Here is a 12,803-nt window from a genome sequence, read left to right on the forward strand (position 1 = left end):
TTGAAGAATGTGGGTGGTACTATTTTTATTTTTGGGACGGCATATAAGGAGGAGTCATATTTATGGAAATATTGCCAAACCGATTAATTAGTTGGCGACGGGATTTTCATCGATATCCCGAACAAGGATTTTTAGAAATGCGTACAGCGTCTATCGTTGCTGCGGAATTAGATCGTCTAGGCTTTGAATTAGCACTTGGTCAAGATGTCATGAAAAAAGAAGCCTGTATGGGGAAACCAGATGATGCATTGACGGAGTCCCACTATGATTGGGCGAAAGAGAACGGAGCGAATGAAGCGTATCTTGCCTACTTTAAAAACGGATATACTGGTATAGTTGCAACTTTAGATACAAAACGCCCCGGCCCTACCCTTGCTTTTCGTTTTGATATGGATGCTTTACCTATTACGGAATCAGATGCTTTAAATCACGCTCCTAAACAATTAGGGTTTCGTTCAATAGTTGAAGGTTCGATGCATGCTTGCGGCCATGATGCACATACGGCAATTGGATTAGGACTCGCAAATATGTTAGCAAAAGAAAAGGATCAATTAAATGGCGTCATGAAGATCATTTTTCAACCTGCTGAAGAAGGTACTCGCGGTGCAAAAGCAATGGTAGAAGCTGGTGTGGTTGATGACGTCGATTATTTCATTGCTTCTCATATTGGAACAGGAGTACCACATCGTCATTTTGTAGCAGCAACAAATGGCTTTATGGCAACTACGAAACTGAATATTACGTTCTCAGGTATTGCTTCTCATGCTGGAGGAAGTCCAGAAGAAGGAAAGAATGCACTTCTTGCTGCAGCCAACGCAACATTGAATATGCATGCGATTTGTCGCCATTCTGCGGGGGATTCCCGAGTACATGTTGGTGAGTTACATGCTGGATCTGGAAGAAATGTGGTTGCAAGCCACGCTGAACTTATCGCTGAAACTCGGGGAGAAACGAGTGAAGTAAATCAATACATGAAAGAACAGGTTGAAAATATCGTTGCCGGAGCTGCATCGATGTACGGTGTTGATTATCATATTAAAGTAGTTGGGGAGGCATTGAATTCTATTTGCTCCGATGATTTAGCAGAAACATTAGCTAATATTGCAAAAGAACATCCTTTCATGGAAAAAGTTGTCGTTCATGATGATTTAAGTGCTGGCTCGGAAGATGCTACTTATTTCATAAATGAGGTGCAAAGACAAGGTGGACAAGCAACTTATTGCATTTTTGGTACTGAACTTGCTGCTGGTCATCATCATGAGTGTTTTGACATTGACGAAGCTAGTCTTCTTCCTGCAGTTGAGATATTACATGCATTTGCAAAGAAATGTAAGTGAAAATATCACAAAAGAAGTAATTGTGGACTATGGAATATTGAAACTTAAATAGATATTGTTACTTGCTATTTTGTTTCAAGATACAGTAAGTTCGGAATGAATTTAACTGGAATAATTACATGCAATAGCTATTTTGTTCCCTTTGTATTTTCCATTTCAAGGCTCTTTTCACTTATGTGGAAAGGGTCTTTTTAATGGATGTACGAAAAAAGGTGCTCCTAATTTCTATAAAATTTATAGTTGAGTTTATGAAAGTTCTATGAAAATTAAACCTGTTACTGTTATTAGAAACTCTCTCAATTCAACATGTACGCTCTGTTCCCAACATTGCTGTGCGGGTTCAATAATGCGGCAACCGAGCAAAGCACGGTAGAAAGCAAAATGTGTTTTGCATGAAAAAAAAGACCTTCTTTTGTATAGTTAAGTTTACTACAACTACTAATATAAGAAAGAGATCCTTATAATGAAAGATACCAAAATCTGAAGGGACAAAAAGGTAATTTGAGCTTGGCAATTGCCAATGATGATTCTAAACTATCAGCATTGGAGTCCGATACAGAAAAGCTCGAAAAGGCAATTAAGTCTTTATAAATATGGGGGTAAATAGGAAAGACAGCAAATCAGGTAAGTCATGGGCTGATCATGCTAAAGGTTGGATGCGTAGCGGGGTTGATAGTGTAAAAGGATGGTTTGGATAAGGAGAATTATCGTATGTATATGAAAAGGAAGTTAGATCAATTTACTGAAATGGATTTGGGGCTGTTTCGCTCGTCATTTGAATCAGGAAGACAGGCCCCGAAAAGTGCAGCCAGATGGTTATGGGTAAATGTGATTACACAGGTAATTATGTGTTTGATTTTACTTAGAGCCGCAATAGATGCCGAAAGACTAGTTGCTTTCAAGCAAGGAATGATGAAAACAGTCTTCTTGTTTACGATTGTGATTATTATTCTATCTATTATTTATTCTATTCCATATTTTTATAAGAAACAGGAACATATTCAATATAGAATATTGTCGTTAGGTTTGGGAAATAATGTTATTTCAATACCTTACTTCTGTGGAATTTTTATGCTTATGCAGGAAAATAATATACCGGACTTTATCTATTTTCTGGTAGCAGTCTCTCTTATCTTATTGGGGGTGGGTATGTTTTTTATGATTGTTCATAAAACATCCAAAGCTATTAAAACAGGATATTTCAGCAGGCATTCTAATCAGAGTAATTATGATGAAACTGTACAAAAAGATAAAGCGTTTATATCAAACTTACCTGGACTCATATTTGGAGGAGCTGGTTTATTATTGATTATTGGAACCTCCATCCCTTATTTAAAGACAGCCGATGGAGAAGCAATTTTTATGGCGATGCTAGCTATTATTTGTTACTTTTTCGGCATCCATATAATCACAATGAACCTCATAGCAATTTATTGCAAGGAGCGATTTCGCAGTTTCAATTTTCCAGAAGAAGGTCATTTATATCCCTGGGGGAGCGGGGATAGACTGGAGAATAAAAAGTATAAAAAATAGAATAAAGTAGAATTAAAGGGGGTCTACAAATGAAAATTGAAACACGTACACTTCAATTTGATCATTTACTAACCTATGAAACAGAATTACCAAGAGAAGATTGGCAGGATGGCGTTTTTATAATGAATGATGTTCAGTTGGGATTGGAACTTTATAAAAATGGCTCCATATTCTTCTCTGCAGAACCAATAAAAGATAATAGCAATCTGCACTTTACATACTTTCTTCCACTAAATGAAGAGGTGGAGTTGGATTAAGATGCATCACTTGATTATATTTCCCACTTTAAAGTGGATGAAGCTTTAGTTTTACGACAGGCAGATCAGGAAGCTGATTTCCATGCGGCCTATCAAACTATCAAAGATCATGCACAAGCTAATAATATAGAGATTGAGGACAAGTATTATGTTGTTCTAATTGAGATATATAGGGGATATTATTATCGATTTATATGTTCCTTTAAAGAAACGGAGCTTTTTACGATGATATTTGGGAATTATAGCATAGCATACCGTAATGTAGTGTCTAAGTATTATAATTTTCATCCGGATCAACTGGATCACACGATTAATAGTTTTGTACAATTATTAGTAGAAAATGATTATCACCCGACCGGCAATGTTTTTTATTCCATGATTATTGAATTAGCAGAAGACGGCTTAATGACAGCCGAAATATTCATTCCAATAGAAGAATCGAACTTCACGAACACCACAGGAGAGCAGATGTTTTTTAGAAGTTACTTTTTAATCGAATCTATGATTATGACACGTGTACTAAACGATTTTGAACAAAAAGCTTCTGAAAAGTTTGTTGAGTTGCATCACTATATGAAAATATTTATTTAGCTGTTGCATTTGATTTTACAATGAACCAATATGATTGATATAGAGATTGTGAAAGATTATGATTGAAATTAACAGGGGGAAGTTTTGCGGAATAATGGATGATAGAAGGAAGAGGGTGAATGGTTTGGATTTAGCCTACCAGGAGTATGGGAATAAGAGTGCTCCGTTGATGGTGTTTCTACACGGGGGTGGTGTAAGTAGTTGGATGTGGGATCATCAAGTCCGATATTTCAAACATTATCATTGTATGACGATAGATTTACCTGAACAAGGTGCAAGTAGAAATACAGAAAAATTTTCAATCAAATTAAGTGCTGAAAAAGTTAATGAGATCATAAAGAAAAGGGCAAAAGGAAAAGAAGTTATTGTCATCGGGTTCTCCCTTGGTGCACAGGTTGCTATTAAAATGTTGAGCCTCGATCCTGATTTAGTTGATTATGCAGTGATCAACAGTGCATTAGTAAGACCTAATTTGATGATTCAGAAAATGATACGACCGACGATTAGATTGTCTTTCCCCTTGGTTAGAAACAAATCATTTGCAAAACTTCAGGCCAAAACACTATATATCAGTGAGGAATACTTTGATAGATATTACAAGGAAAGTTCTCAAATGAAGTCAGATACACTCATTAGAATATTAGGCGAAAACATGTCTTTTGAGATACCCGAAAATTTTCATCAAGTAGAAAGTAAGATACTAGTTACTGTTGGAGAAAAGGAAAAAGCAGTAATGAAGAAATCAGCCGAAGATTTAGTTGCCGATAATTCGAATTGTATTGGAATCATAATTCCTAAAGTAGGCCATGGAATTCCATTATTTAAACCTGTTTACTTTAATCGATTGATTGAAAATTGGATCGAAGAAGGTACGTTACCTCAAGAAGTAACATTCACCTGAATCCGTGACTAAATTTATCTAAAATGCATCCAAAAGCTGGTGGAATAGGGTATAATACCCAAAAAAGGTGAATTTAGCAAGATCACCAAACGGGTGGCAGGTTCCACGCTTTAAATTTTCAATTGCTTCCCTAAGATCCTGTTAACCAGCGCTTCACTAAATCACGACAATATCCTCCTGAATAGTATAACACTTCTTCTTTCGCTGTGATGAGATCAGTGCTGGAGTGTTAACAGAGACAAAGCAGTTGCCAAAGGTAATAGCTAGATATAAGGGAGAAACAGGAGGAGAAAAGTTTCCGACCATTATTACAGACCCTGTAGAAAGAAACCCCCTTGAAATTTTACAAGACAGAAGGAAAAAACTAAATTGGAAGTATTTAAATATCCATTATAAATTGACACCTTGGCCTATTCCTAATATAATTGGCTTACAAATTAATAAGTATTTCTCCTTTAAGGGGAGTAGCTATATTACAATAAAGTCGTCAGTACAGGAGATTTTTATCCTCGGCTTTATTGGCAACGATCGTTGTTGGCGAGACCTTACCGATTTTTTGGTGAGGTCTTTTTTGTATTATTTTTTAAAAAATATTTGGAGGTAATCCTTTGGTTTCTTATGAAGAACTTGTAAAAACTATAATAATAAATAAGAAGAATAGACTGGTTTCCTACGATCATTCATTGAAGCTTGTGGGAAAAGGCAGAAGTGCATTTGTTTTTAAAATAAAGACATCCAATGTAGCAATTAAAGTTTTCTTTCCTGCCTTTACATTTATTGCAAAAGAAGAAGCGAGCATCTATCAGACACTTAAGGGCATTTCATACTTTCCAACACTTTATGATTCTGGAAGTAATTATATTGTCCTCGATTTCATTAAGGGATTAACATTGTTTGAATACATTACCAACGGCAAAATAATAACATCAGCACATATTAAAGAGATCGACCATGCAATATCATTAGCGAGAAATTTAGGATTAAACCCATCTGATATACATCTGCGTAACATTTTTATTACGAATAATAATGAAATTAGATTGATTGATGTCGCTAGGTTTAGACAGGAAAAAGAGTGTAGACAATGGGAAAATTTAAAGAAAGCGTATTACCAGCTCTATCGTAAATATTATTTTTTCAAAAAAATTCCAGCATTGTTTTTAAATATAACCGGCGCGCTTTATAATAAAGGGCTTATACCATTTTACCCGAGATAGATTTAAAAATAGGAATAAATCTTTTTTATACATGGGAAAAGAAATGTCTCTTATTCACTGAAGCAGGTGAGTAAGGGATTTTTTAAATAGATAAGAAAGTATTAATTCATTCTTATTGTTTTAGCTCTAAAGGCTTGCACTCTCCAGAATAAGATCGTCTGAGTCTTGCGTCAGTCGGTGTGTTTTCTTAGCGATAAATCAAGTTTTCTAAAGTCTTGTACGTTTTCAAGCTTACAATTCTGATATGTTTAATAGAGCAATAAAAGTCAAAAACCAATTTTTTTATTCGGTATACTTGTTACTAAGGAGGTCCAAGAATGGGAAACAGTTCTATCATTCAACAAGCGATTGTGTATATTGAAAATAACTTACATGAGGAATTAACTTTAGACAGATTAGCTCGGTATGTTGGTTTCTCAAAATATCATTTTCATCGTATATTTCAAAAAGAGACAGGCATAACAGCTGCAGAATATATTCGCTATCGAAGGATCGCTAATAGTGCCAATATGTTGTTATATACCGATAAGAGGATCATAGATATTGCAGTTTATTATCGTTTTGAAACACAGGAATCTTTTACACGCTCATTTAAGAGGTATTATGAATTGCCGCCGGGACAATATCGAAAAATCATGGGTAAATTAACGATGAAGAGGGAGGAAGTTTTGATGAATAAAGATCAAGCGGTAAAGGGTTGGCAGTTAAGCGGAAGTCATCCTTTTCATTACAAAATGGGGCTGGACAGAAAAGTTTTTCATAAAGGTACATCATCTGGATATTTAAAGAGTACACAGGTGCAATCTCAAGATGAATTTGCGACTGTTATGCAGCAATTTAAAGCGGAAAAATATCTTGGTAAAAGATTAAAATTATCCGGTTTTCTTAAATCTGAAAAGGTAGATGAGTTTTGTGGATTGTGGATGCGAGTGGATGATTCGCTTGGAGATGTACTGCAATTTGATAATATGAGTGATCGTCCAATTGCTGGAGATACGGAGTGGAATCATTATTCTATCGTTTTAGATGTGCCTGAAAGTAGTGCTGTAATTGCTTTTGGAGTGTTATTAGCAGGAAAAGGACACGTGTGGATGGATGAACTTAAATTCGAGGTAGTGGATAATAAGGTACCAACTACTAATATGGATTTTTCTGTTGATCTCTTAGATGAGCCGATAAATTTGTCCTTTGAAGAGTAGTGTAGAGATATGAATGGGAAAAAAGGAGAGGGGACACTTATCGCAATCTTAATCATAGTCAGTATAATGGCTGCAAAGTTCTTTGTCGGTAATATTCTTTTTAATTTAATGAGGGAATTGATTAATTGGTAAGTGCGTTTAATATTTTCTGAAGCACAAATTACTGTCAAATATTCTTTTAATGGCTATGCGTAATGAGCGTATATTTACAACTCTTTCTCACTTTCGTTAAGAAAGAGTTGTTTTACTTTGTGTGCCAAGCATGGCGACTATCTACCCTTTTAACTCCCCTGTGCTGAAATCTCATGAAGTCTAATGAAATAATAAAATTCATAAAGACTGATGAATCAAGGATTATGACTTTACGAAATGGGATGAAAATCCAATAATTTTTGAACGTAAAGATACGGTCTTAAAGGTGCACGTAGAGATCCGCAATTATCAAAACGTAATAGTAAATTTGTAAATAAGGTTTTGAAGATCAAGTATCATATATAGTCGAACAGGCACTGCAAAATCTCGAAAAACTTATTAGTGAAAATAAACGATTTGATTTTTTTATTGATGCAGACCAAGAAAATTATGAAAACTATTTGAATTATTGTCTTCACCTAGCGGAAAATGGAGCGTTAATTGTTTGTGATAATGTGCTTGCAAATGGTATTGTGCAGCAGAGGATTCTGAACCAAAACGGTATACTGAGTTCATGAGAAGATTCAATAAAACTGTCGCTAAGTATCCTCAATTAGATTCTATCCCTATTCCTATTGGCGACGGGTTTATATTTTCAAAAGTAAAAAAAAGATAGATTGGAAATGTCGTCAGTTTGGAAAGTTTAAAAACAGGTGGAAGACAATATTGTTTTTCCCCACCTGTTTTATTATAAGAATTATCGAAAAATTGTAGTTTTTTGTTATTCTGCAATAGACGTAATTGGAGTACGAACAATGGGTACTGTATAATACGAAATTTTATTTTCAATTATATAATCTGGTCTGCCACCGTTATGTCTATGTGATTCTTTAAACGCTTCACTATTTGTCCAATTTCTAAAAGAGTCCTCAGATTCCCAACGTGTAACTATGGTGACTTCATCATAGTCTGTTAGCTTTTGGGTTTCTAATACTTCTAAACCTAAAAATCCTTCCATCGTTTCGACTTTCCCTACTTTATTAAATCGATTGATTAACTTTTTACCCTCATCTTTTCTAATTTTTGTTGTGTTTGTAACAATATACATCTTATTTCCTCCTCGTTTTTGGAATAATTAATGGATACCCATCTTCAAATAAAATTTTTGCATTTATTTCGTAAACTTCACGTAAAAATCTAGTTGTTAGTAATTTTTTAGGACTTCCCTTATCTATAATTTTTCCTTGTTTTACTGCAATCATATAATCGCTATAATAGGCAGCTTGTTGTAAATCATGCAATACCATGATAATAGTTAAGTTGTAGCGTTCATTAATATAAGTTAGTAAATCCATAACTTCGAGCTGGTGCGCGATGTCAAGATAGGTAGTCGGCTCATCTAATAATAGAATATTTGTCTTTTGTGCGAGAGCCATGGCAATACGGGCTTTTTGTTGTTCACCTCCTGAAAGACTAAAAAATAAACGGTCTTTATGTTTTTGTGTATTTGTCATTTCCATTGCTTCCTCGATAATCAATTCATCTTCCTTCGTTAACCGATTATTAAAAAAAGGTTTATATGGAGACCGGCCAAAGGAGATCAATTCTTTGATAGTCAAATTAGGTAATGTATCTTTTGATTGAGGTAACATGGAAATAATTTGAGCGAATTCTTTCGTTTTGTATAATTTGCTGTTTTTGTTATGTACATAAACTGACCCATTGTTTGTGGTAATCAGTCTACTAATTATTTTTAATAATGTAGATTTCCCAGAGCCATTTGGTCCAACAATGGAAGTGATTTTTCCATTTGGAATCGTTAGGGAAACATTCGCTAATTGAAAGTTCTCTACTTTTAATGTAATTTCATCTGTTTGAATCGCATTCATTAAAACATTCTCCGTTTCCTTAGTAACATTAAAAAGAAAGGTGCGCCTATACATGCAAGTAAAATACCTACAGGAAGTTCAATCGGATCAAATGCGGTGCGTGCGATCGTGTCAGCAAATACTACTAAGATGGCACCACTCATCATGCTTAAGGGTAGTAAGAAAGTATAATCATCCCCGATGATCATTCGGATAAAATGTGGGACAATCAGTCCAACGAATCCAACTAGTCCTGCAACACTAACAGCAACCCCAGCCAATAAGGATGCGAGTGTGATTAATAAAAATCGTTGTAATTCTACTTTCTGACCTAATAACTTTGCGTTATCGTCTCCAAGAAGTAAGAGATTAGCAGGTCTTATAGCAAAAAAAGAAAGTATAATACTTATTGCGGCATACGGTGCCAAAAATTCAAAATGATGCCAGCCCCTACCAGTTAATCCGCCTGATAACCAAGGAAGAACCGATTGAACTCGGTCACTATAGACAACCATGATTCCATTCATGATGGCGCCTAATAAAGCATTAATTGCTACACCTGCTAAAACTATTTTTACTGGGGATGTTTCTTGATCCCATGCTAATAAGTAAATGATTAATGATGTAAGTAATGCACCTAAAAAAGCGGCAAACGGTAATAGATAACTATATTGCGGCAAGAGAACCATGGTTATAACTGCTGCCAATCCAGCACCAGAGGAAACACCGATGATTCCCGGATCTGCCAAAGGGTTTTTCATGACACCTTGTAGGATTGCACCAGATGCTGCTAAACAAATTCCGACAAAAATGCCGATTAGTACTCTAGGTAAACGTACATCTAAAATTATTTTTTCGTGAATTGAATCCCCATTTTGTAAAACTACATTCACTATCTCTGACATAGTAATTGGGATTGGCCCATATGTTAATCCATAAAAAGCTACGAGGACTAATGCAATTGGAGTAAATATAATCATTAATTTTCTTCGTAAACGACGTTTCTCAATGGACATAGTTATTTGTTCACATCTTCCAATAGTTCATGCATATAATCGAGTGCATCGATTACTTTGGTTCCCGGATTAGTACCAAAAAGATTGGAAGGTAGAATATGAAACTGGTTATTTTTTACCGCTTCTAATTCAGACCAACCTGCATTTTTTGACATATCCTGAATAAAACTGTCTTTGACTTCTTCAGGATCCCCATGACTCATTAATAAAATTATTTCTGGATTTGCTTCAATAATTCTCTCTGTATTTAGCTGAGCATACTGTGGATACGTTTCTAAACTAGGGTAGTCACTGGCAATATTTATTCCGCCAGCTAACTCAAGAATGTTTCCACCAAGTGAATTCGGCAGTGCTGCCATGTTTGTTCCTGGAGCTCCATAAATCAAGAGAACCCTTGTTTTGTTTTCAGACGAAGTTTCTTCTAAATCACTAATTTTTTCGTTAATTGTATATATAATTTCATCTGCCTTTTTTTGTTGACCAATTAAATCGCCAAACATAGAAATTTGCTTGTTGATATCATCAACAGAATTAGCGCTAGTCAAGATCATTTCTGCACCAATACTTTCAATAGAATCTATGTCTTTACTATTCATAGGGTGATTCCCTAAGACAACATCCGGTTCTAATGATGTTATTTTTTCAAGGTCCACACTATGAGTAGAGCCAACTTCTAGTGCATTCTCCGCTTCTTTTACGACCGCTTCCCCAGTTGGACGGCCAACCACATCTCCTCCTAACGCATAAATTATATCAGTTTCCCCATTTCCAAGAGCAACAATTTTTTCTGGATGTTGTTGGAAGCTGACTGTTCTATTTGAGAAATCCGTTATGGAAAGAAACGGTTCATCTGATGCTTCGGTTGTTGTATTTTTATCCGTTGGTTCATTGTTTAAACTACATCCAACCAGTGAGATAAAAAGAAATAAGCATAAATAATGGCGAAAATGATACATCATAAACCTCCTATTAAATTTTAAATGAGATTGTTTCTCAATTATATAATCATGATAATGAAAATCATTCTCAATGTCAACGTTATTTTTCAATAAAAGAATAATTATTGAATTATTGAATATTTGAAAAGAGTATTGACTTTTATTTTTAATAGGGTATGATAGTATTCGAATTCAAATGATAATGATTCTCATTATCTATTAACATATTAAGAAATGATTAAAAGAGGAGGGTAGCAGATCTTTACTGAGTCGTAAAGAAGATTCATAGGTTGAAAATGGGGTGGTCTTATTTAACGATGAAAAATACATAGAATGATAAAGTCTAAGTCAGACTTTTATTTTTTTATCAATCATTGAGAATGAATCTCAATTTCAATTAATTTCATAAAGTTAGGAGGGAAGTGATTGGAAAAGAAGACAACTAGGTTAATTGGAGTATGCATGATACTTTGCTGTATATGTACATTGATGCTTATACCAGTGAAAAAGTCATTTGCTGAAACAAGTTTAGATGAGCTTGAAGATGGTGCCTATTCTATAGAGTATGTTGTTTTACATGCTGAGGATGATTCCGTTTCCATTGCAAATGATTATTTTGATAAACCTGCAACTTTATATGTTGAAAATGGAGAAAAATATATCCAGTTTCAGTTGAACCATAGTTATTGGATAAAAGAATTACAAGCACCTCTTGGCGATTCTTTTGTTGATGTAGGTGTCGTTAGTGCAGATGAAGAGGATACAACAAAGCCAGAGGATACAACGAGGGTAATCGAATTTTTACTTGATCGAGATTTAACTGACCCACTTGAATTTAAAATGCATGTACTGATTGAAACAATGGATCCAGTATATGATAACCACTATACGGTCCGTTATGATTTTGATGAAAGCACAATTGAACCAATTGAGGATGCTGTACCGAGACAGGAGCCAATGGAACAATCGGACAATTCAACTGATAATGCAGAAGACGAAAGTGAAGTTGCATCTGTCACAACGCAAGCTGATGACGAATCTTCAAGTGGCAGTATTTCAATTACAATGATTATTATTTTAGTTATTGCAACAGCTTTATTTGTTTATATTTTGTGGAAAATGATTGCTAGACGCAAAAAAGAAGCTTAAATATGATATAGGAGGAAAATGTTAATGAAAAACGTTTTCAAAATATTCGTACCATTTTTAATTGTAATTATGACTTTCTTTTCAATGAACCAGGGGGATACTGTTGGTGCTGCATCAAAATATGAAGATGGTGAATACAGTGTTCCATTTACTGTATTAAAAGGTGATAGTGATGAGCGCTCCATGACAAATGATTATGTTACATCACCAGCTAAACTAGTCGTAAAAGATGGAAAAAATCTTGTTCAGATAACAATTAAAAATAGTTCATGGTGGCAATATTTTAAAGTGAATGGACAGGATGTAACTGTTTTAAGTGAGGATGCTGGTGCAGATACTAGACTAGTTCAGTTTGAAGTGCAAGATTTAGATCAAATCGTTCCATCAAAAATTCATGTTATTGTTCCTGATATTGATTATGACAATCATTATGATATTCGTTTCCAGTTTGATACGTCTAATGTTCCTGGAGCGAGTGGTAGTAGTGATTCAGGAGAAACGAACAAAGAAGAAGGAACAAATAGTGGAGCAGGCAATAAAGAAGGTGGAGAAAAAGGAGCAGAAAAAAACCCACCGACAGGAGATAATGCACCAATTTTATTACTAGGCCTTATGGTAGTAGGTTCTGGAATCTTTTTAGTTCGTAAATTAGCAACTGAATAATA

13 protein-coding genes and 1 pseudogene are annotated in these 12,803 nt (G+C 34.9%); 10 read left to right on the forward strand and 4 right to left on the reverse strand.

Going from position 1 to position 12,803, the window contains the following annotated elements:
* The first annotated feature begins 62 nt into the window (after positions 1-62).
* From SPD89_RS12875 to SPD89_RS12910, 8 genes and pseudogenes are all read left to right on the forward strand, one after another.
* Positions 63-1,337, forward strand: coding sequence for an amidohydrolase (locus tag SPD89_RS12875; RefSeq protein ID WP_336262355.1), 1,275 nt, complete (start codon positions 63-65; stop codon positions 1,335-1,337).
* 711 nt (positions 1,338-2,048) lie between these two features.
* Positions 2,049-2,870 (forward strand): hypothetical protein, encoded by an 822-nt coding sequence (locus SPD89_RS12880; RefSeq protein WP_336262356.1) that lies wholly within the window; start codon positions 2,049-2,051, stop codon positions 2,868-2,870.
* Positions 2,871-2,899: 29 nt separating this feature from the next.
* Positions 2,900-3,127: a hypothetical protein gene (locus SPD89_RS12885; protein ID WP_336262357.1), complete on the forward strand. Its 228-nt coding sequence runs from the start codon at positions 2,900-2,902 to the stop codon at positions 3,125-3,127.
* A 33-nt stretch (positions 3,128-3,160) separates the two neighbouring features.
* On the forward strand, positions 3,161-3,718 hold the full coding sequence (locus tag SPD89_RS12890; protein WP_336262358.1) for a DUF5085 family protein: 558 nt from the start codon (positions 3,161-3,163) through the stop codon (positions 3,716-3,718).
* A gap of 124 nt (positions 3,719-3,842) precedes the next feature.
* Positions 3,843-4,619, forward strand: a complete 777-nt coding sequence (locus tag SPD89_RS12895; RefSeq protein ID WP_336262359.1) for an alpha/beta fold hydrolase — start codon at positions 3,843-3,845, stop codon at positions 4,617-4,619.
* A 608-nt stretch (positions 4,620-5,227) separates the two neighbouring features.
* Entirely contained in the window at positions 5,228-5,836 is a 609-nt protein-coding gene (locus tag SPD89_RS12900) for a protein kinase family protein (RefSeq protein ID WP_336262360.1), read from the forward strand.
* 317 nt (positions 5,837-6,153) lie between these two features.
* Positions 6,154-7,035 (forward strand): helix-turn-helix transcriptional regulator, encoded by an 882-nt coding sequence (locus tag SPD89_RS12905; RefSeq protein WP_336262361.1) that lies wholly within the window; start codon positions 6,154-6,156, stop codon positions 7,033-7,035.
* 470 nt (positions 7,036-7,505) lie between these two features.
* Positions 7,506-7,843 (forward strand): annotated as a pseudogene (locus SPD89_RS12910) (O-methyltransferase); the annotation flags it as partial.
* A gap of 105 nt (positions 7,844-7,948) precedes the next feature.
* Here SPD89_RS12910 and isdG read toward each other — a convergent pair.
* Genes isdG through SPD89_RS12930 form a run of 4 tightly spaced genes read right to left on the reverse strand, consistent with a single transcriptional unit; the run spans position 7,949 to position 11,007 of the window.
* Entirely contained in the window at positions 7,949-8,275 is a 327-nt protein-coding gene (isdG, locus tag SPD89_RS12915) for a heme oxygenase (RefSeq protein WP_336262362.1), read from the reverse strand.
* Between the two features lies 1 nt (position 8,276).
* A complete protein-coding gene (locus tag SPD89_RS12920; RefSeq protein ID WP_336262363.1) occupies positions 8,277-9,056 on the reverse strand; it encodes an ABC transporter ATP-binding protein in 780 nt (259 codons plus the stop codon).
* Positions 9,056-10,051: a FecCD family ABC transporter permease gene (locus tag SPD89_RS12925; protein ID WP_336262364.1), complete on the reverse strand. Its 996-nt coding sequence runs from the start codon at positions 10,049-10,051 to the stop codon at positions 9,056-9,058. Before SPD89_RS12925 ends, SPD89_RS12920 begins: the two co-directional genes overlap by 1 nt.
* A gap of 2 nt (positions 10,052-10,053) precedes the next feature.
* Positions 10,054-11,007, reverse strand: coding sequence for an ABC transporter substrate-binding protein (locus SPD89_RS12930; protein WP_336262365.1), 954 nt, complete (start codon positions 11,005-11,007; stop codon positions 10,054-10,056).
* Between the two features lie 408 nt (positions 11,008-11,415).
* Between SPD89_RS12930 and SPD89_RS12935 the strand changes: the two genes are divergently transcribed.
* Positions 11,416-12,138 carry an NEAT domain-containing protein gene (locus SPD89_RS12935; protein ID WP_336262366.1) on the forward strand — a complete coding sequence of 241 codons (723 nt, stop codon included), beginning with the start codon at positions 11,416-11,418 and terminating at the stop codon, positions 12,136-12,138.
* A 24-nt stretch (positions 12,139-12,162) separates the two neighbouring features.
* Positions 12,163-12,801: a heme uptake protein IsdC gene (gene isdC, locus SPD89_RS12940; protein ID WP_336262367.1), complete on the forward strand. Its 639-nt coding sequence runs from the start codon at positions 12,163-12,165 to the stop codon at positions 12,799-12,801.
* Positions 12,802-12,803: the final 2 nt, after the last annotated feature.

This window comes from Pseudogracilibacillus sp. SO30301A (genome assembly GCF_037072025.1).
Classification (GTDB): domain Bacteria; phylum Bacillota; class Bacilli; order Bacillales; family Amphibacillaceae; genus Pseudogracilibacillus.